The 20,735-nt window shown below is 74.2% G+C and carries 18 protein-coding genes; 4 read left to right on the plus strand and 14 right to left on the minus strand.

Annotated elements, in window-relative coordinates; all coding sequences use genetic code 11:
- Window positions 1-131: 131 nt before the first annotated feature.
- Window positions 132-701, minus strand: a complete 570-nt coding sequence (locus ACIBEC_RS10970) for a hypothetical protein (RefSeq protein ID WP_360491299.1) — start codon at window positions 699-701, stop codon at window positions 132-134.
- Window positions 702-1,063: 362 nt separating this feature from the next.
- Window positions 1,064-2,062 carry an N-acetylmuramic acid 6-phosphate etherase gene (murQ, locus tag ACIBEC_RS10975; protein WP_396287872.1) on the minus strand — a complete coding sequence of 333 codons (999 nt, stop codon included), beginning with the start codon at window positions 2,060-2,062 and terminating at the stop codon, window positions 1,064-1,066.
- 60 nt (window positions 2,063-2,122) lie between these two features.
- Between murQ and ACIBEC_RS10980 the strand changes: the two genes are divergently transcribed.
- On the plus strand, window positions 2,123-2,746 hold the full coding sequence (locus ACIBEC_RS10980; protein WP_360491293.1) for an endonuclease: 624 nt from the start codon (window positions 2,123-2,125) through the stop codon (window positions 2,744-2,746).
- Window positions 2,747-2,807: 61 nt separating this feature from the next.
- On the opposite strand, the gene ACIBEC_RS10985 is transcribed toward ACIBEC_RS10980, so the two are convergent.
- On the minus strand, window positions 2,808-3,488 hold the full coding sequence (locus tag ACIBEC_RS10985) for a DUF6445 family protein (protein ID WP_360491290.1): 681 nt from the start codon (window positions 3,486-3,488) through the stop codon (window positions 2,808-2,810).
- Window positions 3,489-3,668: 180 nt separating this feature from the next.
- Complete coding sequence (locus ACIBEC_RS10990) at window positions 3,669-4,316, minus strand: TetR/AcrR family transcriptional regulator (RefSeq protein ID WP_360491287.1); 648 nt, start codon at window positions 4,314-4,316, stop codon at window positions 3,669-3,671.
- A 193-nt stretch (window positions 4,317-4,509) separates the two neighbouring features.
- Between ACIBEC_RS10990 and ACIBEC_RS10995 the strand changes: the two genes are divergently transcribed.
- Window positions 4,510-5,958 carry an MDR family MFS transporter gene (locus ACIBEC_RS10995; RefSeq protein WP_360491284.1) on the plus strand — a complete coding sequence of 483 codons (1,449 nt, stop codon included), beginning with the start codon at window positions 4,510-4,512 and terminating at the stop codon, window positions 5,956-5,958.
- A 71-nt stretch (window positions 5,959-6,029) separates the two neighbouring features.
- Entirely contained in the window at window positions 6,030-6,935 is a 906-nt protein-coding gene (mca, locus tag ACIBEC_RS11000) for a mycothiol conjugate amidase Mca (protein WP_360491281.1), read from the plus strand.
- A 13-nt stretch (window positions 6,936-6,948) separates the two neighbouring features.
- On the opposite strand, the gene ACIBEC_RS11005 is transcribed toward mca, so the two are convergent.
- The 10 genes from ACIBEC_RS11005 to ACIBEC_RS11050 form a co-directional block, all read right to left on the minus strand.
- Entirely contained in the window at window positions 6,949-7,947 is a 999-nt protein-coding gene (locus ACIBEC_RS11005) for a YdcF family protein (protein WP_360491278.1), read from the minus strand.
- Window positions 7,948-8,023: 76 nt separating this feature from the next.
- Window positions 8,024-8,977: a prolyl aminopeptidase gene (gene pip / locus ACIBEC_RS11010; RefSeq protein WP_360491275.1), complete on the minus strand. Its 954-nt coding sequence runs from the start codon at window positions 8,975-8,977 to the stop codon at window positions 8,024-8,026.
- 199 nt (window positions 8,978-9,176) lie between these two features.
- Complete coding sequence (locus tag ACIBEC_RS11015) at window positions 9,177-10,010, minus strand: lysophospholipid acyltransferase family protein (RefSeq protein ID WP_360491272.1); 834 nt, start codon at window positions 10,008-10,010, stop codon at window positions 9,177-9,179.
- Entirely contained in the window at window positions 10,007-10,873 is an 867-nt protein-coding gene (locus ACIBEC_RS11020) for a GNAT family N-acyltransferase (protein WP_360491269.1), read from the minus strand. The genes ACIBEC_RS11015 and ACIBEC_RS11020 overlap by 4 nt, the downstream gene beginning before the upstream one ends.
- Window positions 10,874-11,184: 311 nt before the next feature.
- Window positions 11,185-12,564 carry a serine hydrolase domain-containing protein gene (locus tag ACIBEC_RS11025; RefSeq protein ID WP_396287894.1) on the minus strand — a complete coding sequence of 460 codons (1,380 nt, stop codon included), beginning with the start codon at window positions 12,562-12,564 and terminating at the stop codon, window positions 11,185-11,187.
- Between the two features lie 136 nt (window positions 12,565-12,700).
- The gene (locus ACIBEC_RS11030) at window positions 12,701-14,065 is read right to left on the minus strand and encodes a M1 family metallopeptidase (protein WP_396287895.1); all 1,365 of its coding nucleotides are present in this window, start codon (window positions 14,063-14,065) and stop codon (window positions 12,701-12,703) included.
- Window positions 14,062-17,952 (minus strand): Pls/PosA family non-ribosomal peptide synthetase, encoded by a 3,891-nt coding sequence (locus ACIBEC_RS11035; RefSeq protein ID WP_360491260.1) that lies wholly within the window; start codon window positions 17,950-17,952, stop codon window positions 14,062-14,064. The genes ACIBEC_RS11030 and ACIBEC_RS11035 overlap by 4 nt, the downstream gene beginning before the upstream one ends.
- A 414-nt stretch (window positions 17,953-18,366) precedes the next feature.
- Complete coding sequence (locus tag ACIBEC_RS11040) at window positions 18,367-19,233, minus strand: NmrA family NAD(P)-binding protein (protein ID WP_360491257.1); 867 nt, start codon at window positions 19,231-19,233, stop codon at window positions 18,367-18,369.
- Complete coding sequence (locus ACIBEC_RS11045; protein WP_360491254.1) at window positions 19,230-19,718, minus strand: hypothetical protein; 489 nt, start codon at window positions 19,716-19,718, stop codon at window positions 19,230-19,232. The genes ACIBEC_RS11040 and ACIBEC_RS11045 overlap by 4 nt, the downstream gene beginning before the upstream one ends.
- 195 nt (window positions 19,719-19,913) lie before the next feature.
- Complete coding sequence (locus ACIBEC_RS11050; RefSeq protein WP_360491251.1) at window positions 19,914-20,435, minus strand: MarR family transcriptional regulator; 522 nt, start codon at window positions 20,433-20,435, stop codon at window positions 19,914-19,916.
- A 107-nt stretch (window positions 20,436-20,542) separates the two neighbouring features.
- On the opposite strand from ACIBEC_RS11050, the gene ACIBEC_RS11055 reads away from it, so the two are divergent.
- Window positions 20,543-20,698, plus strand: a complete 156-nt coding sequence (locus ACIBEC_RS11055; protein WP_360491249.1) for a hypothetical protein — start codon at window positions 20,543-20,545, stop codon at window positions 20,696-20,698.
- Window positions 20,699-20,735 lie beyond the last annotated feature (37 nt).

A 20,735-nucleotide genomic window follows, 5' to 3' on the forward strand; every position in this document is an offset into this window, starting at 1 on the left:
CCCGTACCCCCGCCGTCGCTGGGGCGGCAGGGGTACGGTCCGTGCTTACGGGCCCAGGCGTGCGGTCGTCCGAGTGGCAGGCGTGCGGGCCGGGCTCAGGTGCCCAGGCGTGCGGTCGTCCGGGCCGGGGGTCAGCTCGGGAACGGCCAGGTCGGGCACCACGGCCAGGTGACCTGACCCGGGTAGGGCGGGCCCCACGGCGGGCACGGGGGCAGGGTCGGCGTCGACTGGACGCTGCTCCACAGGGCCTTGCCGTTCAGCTGGACCGCGATGGCGCCCTCGTTGTAGATGACCAGCTCGGCGCCGGGGTGGCCGCCGGTGTTGCTGGCCCACAGCGGGGTGTTGTCGGCGGCGTACACGACGAGGTTGCCGTCGTCCTGCATGACCAGGATGTTGCCGTTGGGGATGGCGCCCTTGGCCACCCAGATCGGGGTGGTGCCGCGGTACAGGACGACATTGCCGTCGCCCTGCATGGCCAGCATGATCTGGCCGTTCGGCGAGTACCAGGCCTGGTTGCGGTTCAGCAGGCTGTTCATCGGGATGTGGGTGGGCTCGGTCAGCGCGGCGGCCGCGGCCGGAGCAGCAGCAGGAGCGGTGGCCGGAACAGCCGGGGCGGCGTCGGCGGTACCCGTGGTGAGGGCGCCGAACCCGATCGTAGCGAGGGCGGCCAGAGCGGCGACCCGGGAGCGGAGTCTGGACATGGGTGGGTGTTAAGTCCTTCCGTGTGAACGGGAGTTGACGGCGTAGCGGGGTTTCCTGTGGCGCCTCGCCGGTGCGTCCGACGCCGCACCTCACGCTAGGGTCGCGGCGCGATGCCGAGCGGCAGGTCCACCGGCAGCTTCCGTCCCGACGCCTGCCGCCTGCCCCGCACGCCTGCCGCCTGACTCGCACGCCGCCTGCCTGCGCCTCGGCCGGAGGCGGGGCGGTCGAGCGGGGCGACGACTGCTTTCCCGGCTCCGGCGAAGACCTTCGGTGTGGCCCGGTTTTCCGTTGACCGCCACAGCGTGACCAGCTGTTCTCCGAGCTCGGCGATCCCGTCCTGGCCGTCGCCGACGGGCTTGGATCAGCCGTTGCGGGCTGCCTTCAGAGCCTCGCGCAGTCGACCGTTCGCGGCGGTGAGCAGCCGGGTGGCGGCGGGCGCGTCGATGTCGGCGAGCAGGAGCAGGATCGCGTCCTTGGCTCGCCCGTCGGTCGCGGTGAGGGCGCGACGGATGCTCTGGTCGTCGGCGCCGGTGGCCTCGGCGACGATCCGCCGGGCGCGCTCGCGCAGCTTGCTGTTGGTGGCCCGGACGTCGACCATCAGATTTCCGTACGTCCGCCCGAGGCGGACCATCACGGCCGTCGACAGCATGTTGAGCACCAGCTTCTGCGCGGTCCCCGCCTTGAGCCGCGTCGAGCCGGCCAACACCTCGGGGCCCACCTCCACCTCGACGGCCAGCTCGGCGGCGGCCGCCAGCGCCGAACCGCGGTTGCAGGCCAGCCCGACGGTCAGCGCGCCGGTGGCCCGTGCGGCCCGTACGGCCGCCACCGCGTACGGCGTGCGGCCGGAGGCGGAGACACCGACCAGGGTGTCGGCGGGGGTGAGGGCGAGCACGGCCACGTCGGCCTCGGCGAGGTCGGGGCGGTCCTCGGCGCCCTCGGCGGCCTCCGTCACGGCCGTCCGCCCGCCCGCGATCAGGCCGACGACGAGTGCCGGGTCGGTGCCGAAGGTCGGCGGGCACTCGGCGGCGTCCAGCACCCCGAGCCGGCCGGCCGTTCCCGCCCCGGCGTAGACCAGCCGTCCGCCGCGCGCCATCCGGGCGGCCACCGCGTCGACCACGGCGGCGATCCGCTCCAGCTGTCCGCCGACGGCGGCGGCGACCGTGCGGTCCTCGGCGTTCATCAGACGGAGCAGCTCGGCGGTGGGCAGTTCGTCGAGTGCGGCCCAGTCGGGGCGGATCGCCTCGGTCGGTGGGACGGTGGATGGCACAGCCGGTGGCGCGGTGGGTGGCACGGGGGGTGGTACGGCCGGTGGTACGGCGGGCCGGTTCGGGCGGGTGTGGTCCGTGGGGTCCTGGTCCATGCGGCGAGCGTCCCCTGGTGCGAGGGGCCCGAATCCGGGCAGGCGTGGGGGGAGGAGGTGATGACCGTGCAAGCAACCGTTTCCGAGCTGCTGGACCGGTTCGGCCGCACCTACGCGGAGGAAGCCGGGATCACGCTGCGCGACAAGCCCTCGCCGCTCTACCGGCTGCTCGTCCTGACCGTGCTGTGCTCGGTGCGGATCAGCGCCGACACCGCCACGGCGGCGGCGCGCGAGCTGTCGGCCGCCGGTCTGCGGACTCCACGCGCGATGGCCGACGCCCGGCGCGACACGCTGATCGCCGCGCTCGGCCGGGCCCACTACGTGCGCTACGACGAGAGCACCGCCACCGCGCTCGGCCGGGGCGCCGAGCTGCTGCTCGACCGCTGGCACGGCGACCTGCGGCGGCTGCGGGAGGAAGCGGGCGGCGAGCCGGAGCGGATCGGCGAGCTGCTGCGGGAGTTTCCCCGGATCGGGCCGGTCGGGGCCGGGATCTTCCGGCGGGAGGCGCAGGCGGTCTGGCCGTCGCTGCGGCCGTACTTCGACGAGCGGGTACTGGAGGAGGCCCGGACGCTGGGGCTGCCGGCGAGTCCGGCGGGCCTGGCGCAGCTGGTCGAGGCTAAGGACCTGGCCCGGCTGGCGGCGGCGCTGACGCGGGCGAGCCTGGCGCACGTCGGGGCGGCCTGAGCTGCCCGGCGGCGCCGCCCGCCGCGTCGTCACGGCGTCACGTTGTCACGACGTCGTGGCGTCAGGCCATCCAGAAGAACACCGCCGTCATCCGGCGCTCCGCCAGCTCGTCGCCGTAGTAGCCGGTGGCGCTGTGGATCAGATTGGCGTTGTAGAGCAGCAGTTGGTTGTAGCGGTTGGGGACGCGGACGTCCTCGACGAAGTGGTCGGCGGGCACGCGGCGGGTGCCGAGCGCCTCGACCAGATTGTTGTGCGGGGCGTCCACCACGTTGCCGCCAAGGCGACCGCCGGGGAACTGCTGGCGGTAGAAGCTGGTGCCGGCGTCCTTGGGCGCGCCCGGGCTGAGGTAGAGCACGGCGGCGAAGCGGCAGAGGGCGCGCGAGTCGGTGTGCGGGCGGGACTCCGACTCCCCGGCGCCGACGACCTGGACGCAGTTGTGGTTGAGCGTGCCGCCGCCCGGGGTGCTCTGCACCCAGAGTCGGGAGGCACCGGTCGCCTTGCGGACCTGGGACTCGACCCGGGCCAGTTCCTCGGGCTCCAGGCCCGGCATGGTGCGCAGTCCGGGCCAGGTCTCGGGGCGGTGCGGGTAGCCCTCGGTCCACTCGCCGCGGGCCAGGCAGCGTTCGCGGACGGCGTCCGGGTCGGGCAGGACATCGTTCAGGACCCAGTAGTCCCGGCCCCGGGTGGGCTTGCGGTACGGCAGGACCGGCAGCGCGGTGGGCCTGATGGGCTGTGAGGGCATGGGCCGACGATAGAGGCGGCGATCGTCAACCTTCTGCCGTGAGCAGGTCAACCTTTCGTCAAGGGTGCTCTGTCCCGGCTGGACCGTCCTGTGCGGTGGACCGTCCGGTGCGGGGTGTTCTGCCCTGTGCGGGGTTGTTCTGCGCGGATCGTCCCGAGTGGCTCGTCCCGGCCGGGATCGCTAGGCCTCCCGTACGGCGAAGCCGCCCAGCGCGCCCTCCAGCCGCTCGTAGGCGCGGACGGTGGAGGGCCGCACCGCGGCGGCGATCGCGACGTGGTCCTCGTCGGCCAGGGTGCGGCGGAGCACCTCGGCGAACACCGCCCGGTCGACGGCGCCGAACAGCGCGGCGGCGACCCGGCTCTCGAAGCCGACGGGTCTCTCGTGCACGGCCTCGGCCAGTGCCTCGGCGAGGGCGGTCTCGCTCTGCTCGTGCACCTCGCGCAGCCGGGCGATCAGGGCCGGACTGTCGAAGACCGTGCGGGCGAAGGCCGGGCCGGAGAAGCCGAGCCGTGGGTCGTGCCGGTCGATCCTGGCCAGGCAGTCGCGGCGCAGCGCGGCGAGCGCGGACTCGCCCGGCGCGCGCTCGGCGACGGCCCGGGCGAGTCGGCCGACGAGCTCCTCGTGCAGGTCGAAGAAGAGGTCCTCCTTGCGCGGGAAGTGGTTGGTGACGGTCATCTTGGCGACGCCCGCGGCGGCCGCGACCTCGGCGATGGTCGTCCGGTCGAAGCCCTGCTCGATGAAGAGCCTGGTCGCGGCGTGCGAGATCGCCTCGCGGGTGCGGCGTTTGTTGAGTTCGCGCAGGTTGGGCGTGGTCCCGGTCTCGGTCATGGCGGGAGCCTAGCGCAGGTCGCTGGGTCGAGCACAGTAATTAGGCTTGACCCAGCGAGTGGGTCCGTCCTAAGTTCTTCTCGGGCGGTCGGAACGGCTGCCGGAGGGCCGTCGGAGCGATCGCCACAGTGATCGCCAGGGTGGCTACAGGGCTCGAGGGCGACTGGCCCGAGGGGCGACCAGGGGAGGGCGCATGACCGCATCCGTCACTGCGAAGGGCCGGCGAGGGGGAGTCCGGGAGGGGGAGCCGGAGGCGATCCCGTCGAGCCTGTGGAAGATGGCCGCGGTGCTCGCGCTGGGTCCGGTGCTCGCACTGCTGGACACCACGATCGTCAACGTCGGCATCGACTCCGTCGGCCGCGATCTGCACAGCTCGATCGCCGCGGTGCAGTGGGTTGCCACGGGGTACCTGCTGGCGATCTCGCTGACGATGCCGCTCTCGGGCTGGGCCGCCGGTCGTTTCGGGGCCCGGCGGGCGTGGCTCGCCTCGGTCGTCCTGTTCGTGCTCGGATCGGCGCTGTGCGGTCTGGCCTGGTCGACGGGCAGTCTGATCGCCTTCCGGGTGTTGCAGGGGATCGGCGGCGGGATGATTCAACCGCTCGGCCAGGCGATCATCATACAAGCGGCCGGGCCGTCCCGGATGGGGCGGGTGATGGGCACGCTGATGCTCCCGATCAGCCTGGCCCCCGTCCTGGGGCCGATCCTCGGCGGGCTGGTGCTGGAGCACCTCGACTGGCGCTGGATGTTCCTGCTGAACGTGCCGGTCGGGCTGCTGATTCTGCTGTCGGCCGCCCGCTGGCTGCCGGCTGACGAGACGTCGGACGCGCCGAAGCCCCGGCTGGACGTGACCGGCCTGGTGCTGCTCTCCCCCGGCCTGACCGGGCTGGTCTACGGGCTCTCGACGATCGGTGGCGGCGGAGCGGCCGGCTGGGCCGCTCTCGGGGCGGGCGCGATGCTGGTGGCGGTCTACGGCTGGTACGCGCTGCGGGTGGGGCGCGGTGGTGTCCGGACGCCGCTGATCGACCTGCGGCTGTTCGCCCGGCGCGGCTTCACCGTGGCGACGGCGAACAGCTTCCTGCAGGGCGCCGCGCTTTACAGCTCGATGTTCCTGGTGCCGCTCTACTACCAGCAGGTGAAGCACGCCGGGGCGGTGGAGGCCGGCCTGCTGCTCGCACCGCAGGCCCTCGGCACGGCGGTCACCGCGATGCTGGCCGCCCGAATAACCGACCGCCTCGCGCCGCGTCCGCTGATCATGATCGGCATCGCCTGCTCCCTCGTCGGCACGCTCGCGTTCACCCAGCTGGGCAGCGGCTCCGACCCGGCCGACTGGCTGATCGCCGGCTCGCTGGCGCTGCGCGGCGCGGGCATGGGGCTCATCGCGATCCCCGGCCTGGCGGCGGTGTACGGGAGCGTCGAGAAGGCCCAGGTGCCGGCGGCCGCGGGTGCGGTCAACGTGCTGAACCGGATCGGCGGGGCGCTCGGGACGGCAGTGCTGACGCTGGCCCTCCAGCAGGCACAGCACGGCCACCCGGACCGTCCGGGCGCGGCCTTCGGGGAGACCTTCTGGTGGGGGCTGGTCCTGTCCGCGCTGGCGATCGGGCCGGCCTGGCTCTACCCGAACACCCGCAAGAACGCTGTCTGACCGGGCCGTCGGTTCTTCGACTGCCAGCCCTTCGACCTCCACTTCCTCGATCGACGCTCACGGAGGTATCCATGTTCACCAAACGCCCCGGCGGCCTGCGCCTGCTCACCGTGCACGCGCACCCCGACGACGAGTCCAGCAAGGGCGCGGCCACCCTCGCCCGGTACGCCTCCGAGGGGGTGGAGGTCCTGGTCGTCACGTGCACCGGCGGTGAGCGCGGCTCGGTGCTCAACCCGGCGATGGACCGTCCCGAGGTCCGGGCCGACATCGCCCGGATCCGGCGCGAGGAGATGGCGGCCGCCCGGGAGATCCTCGGGGTGCGCCAGCAGTTCCTCGGCTTCGTCGACTCCGGAATGCCGGGGCCGGACGAGCCGCTGCCCGAGGGCTGCTTCGCCTCCCAGCCGGTCGAGGCCGCGGCGGCGCCGCTGGTCGCACTGATCCGCGAGTTCCGCCCGCACGTGGTGATCACCTATGGCGAGACCGGCGGGTACCCGCACCCGGACCACGTGATGACCCACCAGGTCACCGTGGCGGCCTTCGAGGCCGCCGCCGACCCGGGGCGCCACCCCGAAGCGGGCGAGCCCTGGCAGGCGTCCAAGCTCTACTACCACGTGGCGCTCTCCCGGGCCTGGTTCCAGACCCTGTACGACGCCATGACGGAGCGCGGCGTCCCCTCGGCCATGGGCGAACTGCTCGCCGGGTGGCCCGACACCCCGCCCGTCCTGACGACCACCACCCGGATAGCGTGCGCCGAGCAGTTCGCCGTACGGGACGCGGCGATGCTGGCGCACGCCACCCAGGTCGCGCCGGGGGTCGCGTTCATGGCCCACCCGCGGGACATCGAGCGCGAGGTCTGGCCGACCGAGGACTACCACCTGGCCCGGAGCCTGCTGCCCGTGGCCGGTGGAGCAGGCGGGGCGGCCGGGGCGGGCGGGGTCGAGAACGACCTGTTCGCCGGGCTCAGGCCGGAGGGGTAGGTGACATGGGCGCTCAGAGCGCCGCGAGCACCCCGCAGAGTGCGAGGAGGCCGCAGATCCCGAAGTTGACGAGCTTGTGCGAGAGGAACACCGCCGCGAACTCGCGGATGGTCGCGGTCGGCCAGTAGTACCGGGCGGTGGGCGAGCCGAAGACGTGTCCGTTGACACCGGTCTTGCGGGCGAGGAGCGCCGCCCGGAAGGCGTGGAAGTTGTTGGTGACCACGACGCAGCGGTAGTCGGGCTTGGCCTGTTCCATGAGGGCCTTGCTGAAGAGCAGGTTTTCCTCGGTGGTGCGGGAGCGGTCCTCCCGTTCGACGTGTTCGGCCGGGAAGCCGCGCTCGGTCAGGTAGTCGGCCATCGCATGGGACTCCGGCAGCTTCTCGTCCGGTCCCTGCCCGCCCGAGGTGATCAGTACCGGCGGATTGCCGTGCGCGGCCTGCTTCTCGTACGCCTCGCGGCCCCGGTTGAGCCGGCTGGCCAGCAGCGGCGGGACGCGCTCGCCGCCGATCAGCCCGGAGCCGAGCACGACCACGAAGTCGACGTCCCGGCGCGGCCGGTGGCGGCTGTACAGGAAGGCGTAGCCGACGAAGCAGACGAACAGGAACGAGACGTAGAGGACCACCAGGACGGCGGTGCCCGCCAGGATGGCCAGCCGCCGCGAGCCGGTGGCGAGGGCGGCGAGCAGCAGCACGATGACGGCGATGATGCCCAGCCCGGCGAGCAGCGACAGCAGGTTGGCGGGTCGTCTGCCTTCCTTGCGGATCATGGTGAGCCCGTTGGAGAGCAGGAACCAGACCAGGGCTGCCGTGCCGAGGGCCGGCAGCAGGATGATCGCCGCCGCGACGATCTCCACCACCGTGGTGGTCGTCCTGCGGAGTTCGGCGAGCAGGGCGAGGGAGAGGAGCGAGACGGCGATACCGAGGAGGACGGCGTTGCTGAACTGGCGGCGGTCGCGCAGTACCCCGATCCCGAACAACAGGAAGAACAGGGCGGCTGGGGCGTAGGCGATCATGCATCGTATCGTAGGGGTTCATTGGAATGGGCCACTTGTGACGAACGGTCCAACTGCCCGTGCGGATCCCGGGTGTTCAGGCGAAGCGCTCGATCGCGGCCAGGACCGCCTCCGTCATCCTCGGGCTTCCGGTGTGCCCGGACTCGTCGATGACCGTCAGACGGGCGTCCGGCCAGGCCTTGGTCAACTTCCAGGGAATGCCGAGCGGCGCTCCGAGGTCCAGCCGGCCGTGGATCAGCTCGGCCGGGATCCCGGCCAGTCGTCCGGCGTCGCGCAGCAGTTGGCCGTCCTCCAGGAAGGCCTGGTGCGAGAAGTAGTGCGCGGTGATCCGGGTGAAGGCCATCAGGGCGTCGGAGGGGCGGTCGGTGTAGGCGTTCGGCTTGCCCAGGGCCTCGTGCGAGATGACCGCGTCCTCCCAGGTGGCCCAGGCGGTGGCGGCGGCTCGTCGGACCGTCTCGTCGGGGCTGTTGAGCAGTCGGCTGTAGGCGGCGAGGAGGTCGCCGCTGCGGTCGGCGGTCGGCAGGAAGTCCCGGAACTCCTCCCACGGCCCGGGGATCAGCCGGCCGACCCCCCGGTAGAGCCAGTCGAGTTCGTCGGTGTCGGTCATGGTGACCCCGCAGATGACGATCCCGGACACGCGCTCGGGGTGGGCCTGGGCGTACGCGAGGATCAGCGTGGATCCCCACGAGCCGCCGTACAGCAGCCACTTGTCGATGCCGAGGTGTTCCCGAAGTCGCTCCATGTCGGCGATCAGGTGACGGGTGGTGTTGTGCTCCATCCCGGTCGACGGGTCGGCTGCGTGCGGCAGGCTCTGCCCGCAGCCGCGCTGGTCGAACTGGACGACGTGGTAGCGCTCCGGGTCGAAGTACCGTCGGGCGCCCGGACTGTGGCCGGACCCGGGCCCGCCGTGCACCACCGCGGCCGGTGTGCCCGCCGGGTTGCCGGAGGCGTTCCAGTGCATCCGCTGCCCGTCGCCGACGTCCAACAGGCCTTGCGCGTAGGGTTCGTAGAGGGGGTACGTGTCGGGCATCGGTGACTCCTCCGTGGTCGTACGGGCCGGGGTGCCCGGCGAGCCTATCCTGCGGCCGGGGAGCCGGTGGGGCCCTCGGGTGCCTTGGGCCGGGCCCGACCGGGGCCGTCCCGGGTGGTGCCGTCGGCGCGCGGCGACCGCACCCGGCGGAGTCGGCCGAGGCCCACCGAGCTTGACCGGCCGCCGTCGTGGCGGCCGGTCAGTGGATCCCTTCCACCGCCGCCTGCGCCGTCCGGGCCAGTTCGCGCCGGGCGTCCGCCCGGGTGGACGCCCGGGCGGGCGGCGGGATCGGCGGCAGGAACGTCACGTCGGCGACCAGCCCGCGGGCCGCGACCACCCGGGCGAGGGAGGTGAGCAGCCCGTCGTCCCCGACGAAGGCGGGGACGCTGGTCGGCCGTCCGTCCGCCAGCCGGTAGCGGATGGTCACCGGCTGGACGAAGGCGCGCGCCTCCACCGCGGCCTGGAACAGCGCGGGCCGGAACCGGCCGCTCTCCCGCCCGCACCAGGTCGAGCCCTCCGGGAAGACGATCACCGGGCGTCCGGAGCGCAGCACCTCGGCGACCGCCGCCACGGTGTCCGGCAGCGTCCGCAGCCGGTCGCGGTCCAGGAAGACGGTGCCGCCCCAGGCGACCAGCCGGCCGAGGACCGGCCACTGTCGGACCTCGGTCTTGGCCAGCGACCGGCCCGGACGTCCGGCCGCGAGCAGCGGGATGTCCAGCCAGGACACGTGGTTGGCCACCACAAGCACCCCGCCGCCCCCGCCCCCGGCCGCACCGGCAGGCCCGCCGTCGGGCCCGGCGAGGTGGACGGTCACCCCGAGGGTGCGGAGCAGAATGCGTGCCCAGAGCCGGATCAGCCGCTCCCGGCCGCCGTACGGGAGCAGGCGGACCGGCGGGATGAGCGCGACGCCGACCACGACCGCCGCCAGACAGGCCGTCAGCCGCAGCACCCGCCGGGGGTGGGAGACATGCGGTGCGGGGCCGGCCAGGCAGGTCTCGGGCCGGCAGGTCGCCGTGGGCAGCCAGACGCTCATGCCGCGGTGCCCAGGCCGGGCAGCCCGGAGAGGAAGTGCCGCAGGTAGCGCGGGTCGGTGCGCTCCAGCGAGAGCAGTACGTACAGATCGGCGCAGTGGAAGTCCGGGTCGTACGCGGGCTCGCCGCAGACCCAGGCGCCGAGCCGCAGGTAGCCGCGGAGCAGGGCCGGCAGCGCACTCCGCTCGGCGCGCGGCACACCGGTGGCGTCCCAGCGGCGGCGCGGGGCGACCCGGTACTCCGCCGGCGCCAGGTGTTTGGCGCTGACGGTGTCCCAGACCCGGGCGGCGGTGGCGCCGCCGTCCTCCAGGCCGATCGAGCAGCAGCCGCCGACCCAGGTGTTGCCGGTGTCGGCGAGGTAGCGGGCGATGCCGCCCCACATCAGGTTGATGGCGGCGCCGTTGCCCCGGTGGTCCGGGTGGACGCAGGAGCGCCCGAGCTCGACCAGGCCCGGGCGGACCGGCGCCAGGGCCGACAGGTCGAACTCGCCTTCGGAGTACAGCCGTCCGGCCCGCCGGGCGGCCTCGGGGCGCAGCAGCCGGTAGGTGCCGACGACGGTGCCGTGCTCGCCCTCGCGGACCAGGAGGTGGTCGCAGTACTCGTCGAACGGGTCGACGTCCAGGCCCGCGACCGGGCTGTGCAGGACGGCGCCGAGCTCGGCGGCGAACACCTGGTGGCGCAGCCGCTGGGCGGCCCGCACGTCGTCCTCGTCGCGGGCGAGGGAGACGGTGTAGGCGCGGGTGGTGAGGGAGGCGGCGGGGGCGGACGCGGACACCGGCGCGGGCCGGTGGCGCGGGGCGGGGACCGCCGGGGTGTCGTGGGCGGGGGCGACTGCGGACGGAGTGTACGTGGGGACGGTGGTCATGGCGGACCCTCCAGGGCAGCACGATCGGCGGTGCCGTGGATCGCCAGGGCACCGTCCCGGTCCGCAGGTGGTTGGGCATGGACGCGAACCGGTCTCGGTATGTCTCTCCGAGTCGGTTGGCATCCACGTTGCGGCACGGCGGAGCGCAGATGTGCACCTGTTGAATGGGACCACCCGTGGCCTGCCGGTCATCTGCCCGGCACCGGGCGCTCGTTCGCAGGGGGTGGACAACGGGGGCGTGCGACTGCACCGTACGCCCCCGCGGTCGCGGTCACCCCACCCGGGCCACCCGGCTCACGTGCCGACCCGGCTCACATGGCCCGCCAGCCCGCCGGGTCGACGCCGCCCGGAACGGCGTCGGCCGGTCCGTACGGTTCGCGGGTGTAGACGAAGGAGCCGACGTCCAGGTGGCTGGCCGTGCCGTCGGCGCCCCGGACCACCCGCAGGGTCTCGCCCGCGTAGTAGTTGTCCAGGCCGGTCCAGGTGCCGTTCGCCTCGGGCCGGAAGCACGAGCCGCGGCCGCCGCCGGCGAGCGGCGCGAGCTCCAGCACCCGGCCGGCCCGCAGCCGCAGGGCGTTCGGCGCGGCGCCCCAGTACCAGGGGCCGGTCAGCTCCAACAGCTCCTCGTCCACCTCGTTCAGCGGGCGCCACGGCTCGGGCAGCCGCGGCTCGTGCTCGGCGGTGAGCGCGATCAACCGGGCGGCCAGCTGCGCGGCGTCGGCACCGCTGGTGGCGTTGGAGAGGGCGAAGGCGGCCAGGCCGTCGGCCTCGCTGATCCACAGGCCCGCCGTGAAGCCGGGCATCGAGCCGGTGTGCCCGGCCAGCAACCGGCCCTCGTGTCGGCGCAGCTGCAGGCCGAGGCCGTACGCCTTGGTCCACCCGGCGTCCTCCGGGGCGACGGCGGGGCGGCGCATCTCGGCGAGGGTGTCGGCGGACAGCACCTTGTCGTCGCCGGCGGCGAGGAAGGCCGCCCAGCGGGCCAGGTCGACGCCGGTGGACCAGAGTTGGCCGGCCGGGCCCATCAGGCCGGTGTCGGTGAGTGGCTCGGGCTGCATGACGTCGGCCCACGGGTGGACGGCGAAGCCCCCGGCGTGCGGGTGCTCGGGCAGCAGCGTGGTGCGGTCCATGCCCAGCGGCGCCAGCACCTCGCGGTGCAGCACCTCGCCCCAGGGCTCGCCGCGCAGCTTCTCCACCAGCGCGCCGAGCAGCGCGTAACCGGGGTTGGAGTAGTGGTGGAGCCGGCCGGCCGGGTGCTTGAGCGGACGTTCGGCCTCCAGGAGGTCGCCGAGGCCGGGCCGCAGCGAGCCCTCGGTCCGCTCCCACCACGGGCCGGGGGTCTCGGCGGCGAGCCCCGCGGAGTGCGAGAGCAACTGGGCGATCGTCGCGCCGCCGGCCGGGGTGCCGGGCAGGTGGTGGGAGAGCGGGTCGGCGAGGTCGAGCAGGCCCTCGTCGCGCAGCCGCAGCACCAGCACGGCGACGAAGGTCTTGGTGAGCGAGCCGATCCGGTACTGGACGTCCGGGGTCGGCGCGTGGCCGTCGATCATGCTGCGGGCGCCGCTCCACACCAGCCGCCCGCCGCGCACCACGCCGGCGACGATCGAGGGTGTGCGCCCCTCGGACTGGGCGACGGCGAGCCGGTGCAGCAGGGCGCGGCGGGTGGTGGGGAGCAACTCGTCGGGCAGGTCGGTCATGTGGTCTTCGAAACTCATCGACATGTGACGGACAGTAGTCCAGCCCGGCCCAGCCTCCGACCGGATAAACCGCCCCGCCTCCGACCGGATAAACCGCCTCTCCTCCGACCGGACGACCGGCTGTCCCGACGCGCGGTCAGCCCGGCAGCGGCGGGAGCTCCGGCCGTTCCAGCCAGGCCTCGAAGAGCGGACCGAGCGGGGTGGCGACGTACCGGGAGGCGTGCGCCCGCAGGTCGGCGGTGTCGACCACGCCGTGCCGGTTGACGCTCGTCCAGTCCCGCAGCATCGCGAAGAACGCGTCGTCGCCGAGAGCCCGCCGCAGCGCGTGCACGACGAGCCCGCCGCGCTGGTAAAGCCGGTCGTCGAACATCAGCTTCCGGCCCGGGTCGCCGAGGGTCAGGTCCTGTGGCAGCCCGGACAGCAGCGCGTGCGCGGCGGCGGCGTGGGTGGCCGCGGCCGGGCCGCCGGCGTGCTCGGACCAGAGCCACTCCGCGTACTTGGCGAAGCCCTCGTTGAGCCAGATGTGCCGCCAGTCGGCGATCGTGACGCTGTTGCCGAACCACTGGTGGGCCAGCTCGTGAGCGATCAGCCGCTCGCGCTCCCAGCCGCCGCCGAGGTGGTTGGTGCCGAAGGTGGCGATGCCCTGCGCCTCCACCGGGACGTCCAGTTCCTCGTCCGCGAGAACGACCGCGTACTCGCCGAAGGGGTACGGCCCGAAGACCTCGCCGAAGTAGGTCGTCATCTCCGGCTGCCGGGCGAAGTCCCGGGCGAACCCGGTGGCCAGCCGCTCCGGCACGTACCCGGTCTGCGGCACGGCCGGCCGCGCGGCCAGCGGCACCGGCCGGTAGTGGCCGATCGACACCGTCACCAGGTAGGTCGAGGTCGGCGCGCTCTGCTCGTACACCCAGGTGGTGCTGGACGCCTGGGTGGTGCGGGTCAGCAGCCGGCCGCTCGCCACCACGGTGAACGGGGACGGCGTGGTGACCGCGATCTGGTAGGTCGCCTTGTCGGCGGGCCGGTCGTTGCACGGGAACCAGGACGGCGAGCCGACCGGCTGGCTGGCCACCAGCGCGCCCTCGGTCAGCTCCTCCCAGCCCAGGCCGCCCCACGGGCTGCGCACCGGGCGCGGGTTGCCGGTGTAGTGCACCTCGACGGTGAACGCCGCGCCCGCCGCGAGCGGCTTGGCCGGGCGGATGCGCAGCTTGCCGGCGCGGTGGGTGTAGCGGGCGGCCCGGCCGTCGACCAGCACCCGCCCGATCCGGAACTCGGCCAGGTCGAGCGCGAACTCCGCCAGCACCGTGTCCGCCACCGCGCTCAGCCGGGCCGAACCGGCCAGCCGGTTGGGCCCGGGCCGGTAGTCCAGCGTCAGCTCGTAGCGGTGCACCCGGTAGCGGTGGTCGCCGCTGGTCGGGAAGTACGGGTCCGGGGCGCCGGCGGCCGCCGGGGCGTGCTTGGGCTTCACGGGGACGGGGGCTTCCTGCGGGCCGGGACGGGTGGTCATGACGTGGTCTGCCACGCCTCGATGGGGTTGCCCAGCCACCGCGTGTCGTCGGGGACGGACTCGGCGCGCATCACCAGCGAAGCCGGGCCCAGCGTGCTGCGCGCGCCCACCGTGCTGCCGGGCAGCACGATGCCGCCCGGGCCCAGGGTGGCGCCCTCGCGGAGGACCACAGTATCCATCCGCATGATCCGGTCGTGGAAGAGGTGGGTCTGTACGACGCAGCCCCGGTTGATGCTGACCCCGTCGCCGAGGGTGACCAGATCCGCTTCCGGCAGCCAGTAGCTCTCGCACCAGACACCGTGCCCGACGTGCGCGCCGAGCGCCCGCAGCCACAGGTTCAGCACCGGCGTGCCCGGCACCGCACCGACCAACCAGGGCACCGCCAGCATCTCCACGAAGGTGTCCGCCAGCTCGTTGCGCCACACGAAACCGCTCCACAGCGGGTGCTCCACCGCCCGGAACCGCCCGACCAGCAGCCACTTCGCGGCCACCGCGACCACGCAGGCCACCGCGCCGACCCCCAGCAGCACCACGCCCGACAGCAGCGCGGCGGTCAGCGGCGAGCCGGCGGCCAGCCAGGACAGCGCCGCCACGGTCAGCAGGCCCAGTGCCCCCGAGGCCAGCACCGGCACCACCCGGGCCAGCTCGACCAGCCCGCGCGCCCACAGCAACCGGGCCGGCGGCTCGTAGGTCAGGCTCTGGTCGGCCCGGTCCGCCGAGCGCGGCAGCCGCATCGGCGGCATGCCCAGGTACGAGCCGCCCTTCTTCGCCTTAGCCGGCGTCGCCGACAGCACGCCCACCAGGCCGCGCTTGGGCACCGACCGGCCCGGCGCGGTCATCCCCGAGTTGCCGAGGAACGCCCGCTCGCCGACCTTCGCCTCGCCGAGCCGCACCCAGCCGCCGCCCAGCTCGTACGGCGCCATCAGGGTGTCGTCGGCCAGGAACGCGCCGTCCCCGACCGTGGTCAGGCTGGGCAGCGCCAGCACCGTGGACACCTCGGCGCCCCGGCCGACCCGCATCCCGAGCGCCCGCAGCCACAGCGGCGTGACCAGCCCGGCGTAGAGCGGGAACAGCACCTCCCGGGCGCGGTCCATCAGCTGGGTGACCGTCCACGCCTGCCAGCCGACCCGGCCGTGCAGCGGGTGCAGCCCGGGCACCAGGCCGATGCTCAGCAGCCGGACCAGCACCAGAAGCTGCGCCGCGTACACCGCGCCGTACGCCAGGGTGGCCGGCAGCAGGCCGAGCAGCGCGCCGCCGAGCGCGGGCCCGAGGGAGTCGCCCTGGTGGACGAAGCGGGCGAACACGGCCAGCCCGGCGAGGGCCGGCAGTGCCGGGAGCAGGCCGAGCACGGCACCGCCGGCGCCGTACATCGCGGCCCAGCGGGCCCGGCGCGGCGGGCGCTCCTTGGGCCAGGTGCGCTCGGCACGGCCCAGCTTGACGGCGGGCGCGCCGCCCCAGCGCTGGCCGGTCGGCACCTGGCCGGTGACGCTGGAGCCAGCCACGACCTGGGCGCGCTTGCCGACCCGGGCACCGGGCAGCAGCGTCGAGCGGGTGCCGACCACGGCGCCGGAGCCGACCTTGACCTGGCCGATCAGCAGCCGGTCGCCGTCCAGCCAGTAGCCGCACAGGTCCACCTCGGCCTCGACCGCGCAGCCGCGGCCCAGCTTCAGCATCCCGGTGACCGGCGGCAGCGAGTGCAGGTCCACGTCGGGCGCGACCTTGCAGCCCAGCGCACGGGCGTAGCGCACCAGCCAGGCGCCGGACAGCGAGGTCGCACCGCTCAGCTCGGCGAGCCGCTCGGCCGCCCAGAGCCGCAGGTGGACCGCGCCGCCGCGTGGGTGGCTGCCGGAGCGCAGGCCGCGCAGCAGCAACCGGGCACCGCCCGCCGAGACCGCCAGCCGCCCCGCCGGGGTGTACAGCGCGAGCGCGCCCGCGCCGACCCACCACCAGGAGGCGGTGGGCGCCCACGGATAGTCCCCGAGGTGCGTGAGCAGGTTGCCGGCGGCCAGCAGGGCGACCGTCCAGCGCAGGCCGACCACGGTGAACAGCGGGATCAGCAGGAGCAGCTGCAGCAGCTTGGCCCTGGTCGGCACGAGGGTCACCGTGCGGGCCTCGACGCTCTCGGCGGCGGTGCCCTCCAGGTGCCGGGCGAGCTTGCGCAGTGTCGGGTGCTGGTAGATGTCGAGGACGGCCGCGCTGGGGTAGCGGCTGCGCAGCAGGGTGGTCAGCCGGGCGGCGGCCAGGCTGCCGCCGCCGATCGCGAAGAAGTCGTCGCGCGGGCCGCCGACCGTGATGCCGAGGATCTCGGACCACTGCTCGGCCAGCCAGGCCTCGGTGCCGTACAGCTGCTCGGTCGGTCCGGCGGCCTCCAGCTCGGGCAGCGGCCAGGGCAGGGCGTTGCGGTCCACCTTGCCGGAGGTCCGGGTGGGCAGGGTCTCGACGGTCGCGAGCAGCGGGACGAGGGCGGCGGGCAGTTCGGCGCGCAGCCGCTCGACGGCCCGCTCACGGTCGAAGCCGTCCTGGACCACCAGGTAGCCGACCAGCAGCTGGTTGCCGCCGCGCGCGGTCCGGACGGCGGCGGCCCCGCCCGCCACACCGGGCAGGGCCTGCAGCGCCGCGTCGACCTCGCCGAGCTCGATGCGGCGGCCGCCCAGCTTGATCTGCTCGTCGGTGCGGCCGAGGAACAGCAGACCGGCCGGGTCGGCCTGGACGAGGTCGCCGCTGCGGTAGGCGCGCTCCCAGCCCAGCGAGGACAGCGGCGCGTACTTCTCGGCGTCCTTCTCCGGGTCGAGGTAGCGGGCCAGGCCGACGCCGCCGATCACCAGCTGACCGGTACCGCCGGGAGCCACCGGCTCGCCGGCCTCGTCCACCACGGCGAGGTCCCAGCCGTCCAGGGGCAGGCCGATCCGCACCGGGCCGTCGCCGGTCAGCAGCGCGGCGCAGGCGACCACGGTGGCCTCGGTGGGGCCGTAGGTGTTCCACACCTCGCGGCCCTCGGTGACCAGGCGCTGCACCAGCTCGGGCGGGCAGGCCTCGCCGCCGAAGATCAGCAGCCGTACCTCGTTGAGTGCCTCGGCCGGCCACAGCGCGGCCAGCGTCGGGACGGTGGAGACCACGGTGATCTCCTGCTCGGCCAGCCAGGGGCCGAGGTCGGCGCCGCTGCGGACCTGGGAGCGGGGGACCGGCACCAGGCAGGCGCCGTGCCGCCACGCCAGCCACATCTCCTCGCAGGAGGCGTCGAAGGCCACCGAGAGGCCGGCCATCACCCGGTCGCCCGGGCCGATCGGCTCGTCCCGGAGGAAGAGCGCGGCCTCGGCGTCCACGAAGGCGGCGGCGTTGCGGTGGGTGACGGCGACGCCCTTGGGCTTGCCGGTGGAGCCGGAGGTGAAGATGATCCAGGCGTCGTCGGCGGGGGTGGGGCGGCGGTCGCGCGCGGTCGTCGGCTCTACCGTCGCGGTCAGGGCGCGCCCGGCGCCGAGCACGGCGGCGACCCCGGCCTCGCCGAAGACCAGCTCGGCGCGCTCGTCCGGGTCCTCCGCGTCCACCGGGACGTAGGCGGCCCCGGCGGCGAGCACGGCGAGGATCGAGACGTACAGGTCGTTGGTGCCGGAGGGCACCCGCACGCCGACCCGGTCGCCCGGGCCGATCCCGGCGGCGGCCAGCCGGCGGCGCAGCTGCTCGACCTCGGCGGCCAGCGCGCGGTAGCTGAGCACGGTGCGGCCGTCGTCCAGGGCCGGCTCGTCGGGGTGGGCGCGCACAGTGGCGTCCAGGACGTCCACCAGGGTGCGCGGCGCGGCGGCCGGGCGGCCCGGGAACAGGGCGCGCGACGGCGCGGCGATCTGCTGCGGCCGGCTGGGCTCGTTCGGCTGGCTCGGTTCAGCTGTCATGGCAGCCCGTGCGCTCCTCGTCCTCGCCCCGTTCCGATCGATGTCCGGCCCCTGGGGGCGGTGGGAGCACTCGCCGTAACCGCGTGACCCCACTCCGGGGCCGGAGCGGACAACCCGACCGATGGTAGCTCCGGTTGACCGGCGGCGTAGGGGGCCGCGCTCGACCCAACTCGACCCAACTCGGCCGAGAGTGAAAGAATCTGACGAAGCATCAGTCGACAACTGGGGCCATCTGGGCTTGATGTGACGGTGAATCAGTCGAATTGACGGATCGTCAGACCGGATTTCGGATCGTGATCCACACCACAGCGAATACTGCTCCCTTCGGGTGGCGGGCCCGGCGTTTCGGCCGTTTCCGGAGCTCTTCGGCCCCGCGGCCCGGGCCGGTCCGGGCCCGCCACCCGGTCGGGACGGTCAGCGGAAGCGGTGCAGGTGCTCCCGGAGGAAGGCTTCCAGTGTGCGCGGAGTGCGCCCGGTGACACGGGTGAAGGCGTCGTCGGGCGTCTCCCGGCGGACCACCGCGAGCTGCTGGATCTCCACCACGTGGGCGGCGAGCCAGTCCGGCATCCCGGCCCGCCCGACCAGGTGGCCGTGCAGCTCGGCCGGAGAGAGGTCGACGTAGCGGACCGGCCGGCCGAGCAGCTCGCCCAGCAGCGCGGTGAGCTCCGGGTGGCTGTAGGCCCGCCCGCCGGTGAGCGGATAGCTGCCGGCCGCCGGCTCCGCGCGGGTGAGCACGTCGGCGGCGAGGTCGCCGATGTCCCGGACGTCCACGTAGTTGCAGCGCGCCTGCCCCGTCGCGCCGTGCACCACCCCGGCGGCGGCGATGCCGGGCGCCAGGAGCAGCAGCTTCTGCATGAACGCGTACGGACGCAGCACGGTGGTGGTGACGCCGGAGGACCGCAGGCGCTCCTCGATCAGGTGGTGGCCCCGGGAGACCGCGACGGGGGAGTCCGGCTCGGCGGCGGGAGCGGAGACCTTGACGATGTGCCCCACCCCGCAGTCGAGGGCCGCGTCGATCGCGTTCAGCTCGTACCGGACCTGATCCGGACTGTTGGCCATGGTGAGGAAGAGCCGGTCGGCGCCACGGAAGGCCGTGCGAAGGGACGCCGGGTCGGCGGCATCGGCCGGGAACGGCTCGGTCTGCGCGAGCGTCCGCTCGTCCAGCCCGGCGGCGAGGCGGGCGGGATCGCGGCTGAGCGCGCGGCTCGGGGCGCCGAGGGCGGAGAGGCTGCGCAGGGTGGCGCCGCCGGTGGCGCCGGCGGCGCCCATGATGACGATCATGTCGTCTGTCCTTCGGGTCGGGGTGCGGTGTGGAAGTGCTGCTGCGGTTCGCGGATGCGGCGGCTGCCGCGCCAGCGCCAGGTGGTGATGGTGGCGGCGATGGCGGAGGAGACCGGCAGGTCGACCGGCAGCCGGTGCGGCCAGGAGCTGTCGGCGAGGATCGGGACGTGCGGGAGCCAGCGCGCGGCGGCCAGGCCGACGGCGAGGCCGAGCGCGGCGGCGACCAGACCGAGGACGGCTGCCGCCAGCGCGCGAGGCGTCCGGGCGGGCCTGGCGCGGACCGGGCGGCGGCGCAGGACGGCGCCGAGCACGGCGGCCACGAGGGCCGAGGTGCCGCCGATGGTGGTGAGGGCGGCGACCACCAGCGGCTGCTGTCGGGTGGCGGCTCCGCCGAGGCCGGCCATCACCGCGGGCATGGCGTAGGCGGCCAGGACCTCGCGCCACAGGACGAACGGCGGCGGAGCGCCGGGGGCCTTCTTGCTCATGGGTTGTCTCACCTTCGGGTTCGCGGTTCCGGTGGAACCGGTTAGGCGCCTAATTATTTGTGCTTAGGTGCCTAACTAATGGGGTTGAGAGGAGGCGGGCCGTCCGGGGCCCGCCTGGGGTGCGGTAGTTGGTGCGGGGTCGATGTGCGGGGTCGATGTGCGGCCGGTCGCGGCCGGTGCGTGGCCGGCTCGTGCTCAGTCGGCGGTCAGTGCGTCGATGCCCGCGACCACCCGGGCCAGCAGATCGAGGAAGGTGGCGCGCTCCTCGACGGAGAGGCCACCGACCATCGCCTGCATCCGGGCGAAGTGCTCGGGCGCCAGGTCGCGCAACTTGTCCGCGCCGCGCGCGGTCAGGATCACCACATTGCCGCGCCCGTCCTCGGTCGACGGGCGGCGGGCCACCAGGTGCTCCCGTTCCAGGCCGTCGACCAGGCCGGTCACGGTCGCCCGGGACACGCCCAGGCTCGCCGCGAGCTGGGATGGCGACTTCTCGCCGCCGTGGTCCTCCAGGTCGGCCAGCAGGCGGTAGCGGCCGGTGGAGAGCCCGAAGCGGCCGAAATGCACCTCGCCGGCCTGACCGATCCGCGCCCCCGCCGTCATCAGCCGGGCCGCGACCAGAACCGCCTGCGGGTCGGCCGGAAGGCCGTAGCGGGCGATCTGGCGGCGGGCCTGATCGAGGGTCGGGGCGCCGGGGTCGGGCTCGGAGTGCTGCGTCACGAAAAGTAATATGGCGCCTCATTAGTTTCCCGTCAAGCCCCGATCGGCGATTCCGGGCCGAAAGTCGCTGGGGAGCGATCGACTGTGCGCGGGAGACGATCCCGCGCATGATGAGTCCTCGCCGGCTCCTGGCCCTCTGCGCCGTGTCCGTTCTCCTGTCCGCCATCCCGGGACCGAGCGTGCTGATCGGCGGCACGGGAGGACTGGCCGTGACCGGCCCGGGCGCCACCGTCGCTGCCACCGGCCGCGCCGACACCCGTTGACTGCGGCAACCCGGCGAGCGTCTGTGGGCCGGCCGCG

Source organism: Kitasatospora sp. NPDC051164, from assembly GCF_044455625.1.
Classification (GTDB): domain Bacteria; phylum Actinomycetota; class Actinomycetes; order Streptomycetales; family Streptomycetaceae; genus Kitasatospora.

Bases quoted from the DNA above. Each gene is read 5' to 3' on its own strand.
- ACIBEC_RS10970 (WP_360491299.1), bottom strand. From the start codon at position 701: ATGTCCAGACTCCGCTCCCGGGTCGCCGCTCTGGCCGCCCTCGCTACG.
- murQ (WP_396287872.1), bottom strand. From the start codon at position 2,062: ATGGACCAGGACCCCACGGACCACACCCGCCCGAACCGGCCCGCCGTA.
- ACIBEC_RS10980 (WP_360491293.1), top strand. From the start codon at position 2,123: ATGACCGTGCAAGCAACCGTTTCCGAGCTGCTGGACCGGTTCGGCCGC.
- ACIBEC_RS10985 (WP_360491290.1), bottom strand. From the start codon at position 3,488: ATGCCCTCACAGCCCATCAGGCCCACCGCGCTGCCGGTCCTGCCGTAC.
- ACIBEC_RS10990 (WP_360491287.1), bottom strand. From the start codon at position 4,316: ATGACCGAGACCGGGACCACGCCCAACCTGCGCGAACTCAACAAACGC.
- ACIBEC_RS10995 (WP_360491284.1), top strand. From the start codon at position 4,510: ATGACCGCATCCGTCACTGCGAAGGGCCGGCGAGGGGGAGTCCGGGAG.
- mca (WP_360491281.1), top strand. From the start codon at position 6,030: ATGTTCACCAAACGCCCCGGCGGCCTGCGCCTGCTCACCGTGCACGCG.
- ACIBEC_RS11005 (WP_360491278.1), bottom strand. From the start codon at position 7,947: ATGATCGCCTACGCCCCAGCCGCCCTGTTCTTCCTGTTGTTCGGGATC.
- pip (WP_360491275.1), bottom strand. From the start codon at position 8,977: ATGCCCGACACGTACCCCCTCTACGAACCCTACGCGCAAGGCCTGTTG.
- ACIBEC_RS11015 (WP_360491272.1), bottom strand. From the start codon at position 10,010: ATGAGCGTCTGGCTGCCCACGGCGACCTGCCGGCCCGAGACCTGCCTG.
- ACIBEC_RS11020 (WP_360491269.1), bottom strand. From the start codon at position 10,873: ATGACCACCGTCCCCACGTACACTCCGTCCGCAGTCGCCCCCGCCCAC.
- ACIBEC_RS11025 (WP_396287894.1), bottom strand. From the start codon at position 12,564: ATGACCGACCTGCCCGACGAGTTGCTCCCCACCACCCGCCGCGCCCTG.
- ACIBEC_RS11030 (WP_396287895.1), bottom strand. From the start codon at position 14,065: ATGACCACCCGTCCCGGCCCGCAGGAAGCCCCCGTCCCCGTGAAGCCC.
- ACIBEC_RS11035 (WP_360491260.1), bottom strand. From the start codon at position 17,952: ATGACAGCTGAACCGAGCCAGCCGAACGAGCCCAGCCGGCCGCAGCAG.
- ACIBEC_RS11040 (WP_360491257.1), bottom strand. From the start codon at position 19,233: ATGATCGTCATCATGGGCGCCGCCGGCGCCACCGGCGGCGCCACCCTG.
- ACIBEC_RS11045 (WP_360491254.1), bottom strand. From the start codon at position 19,718: ATGAGCAAGAAGGCCCCCGGCGCTCCGCCGCCGTTCGTCCTGTGGCGC.
- ACIBEC_RS11055 (WP_360491249.1), top strand. From the start codon at position 20,543: ATGATGAGTCCTCGCCGGCTCCTGGCCCTCTGCGCCGTGTCCGTTCTC.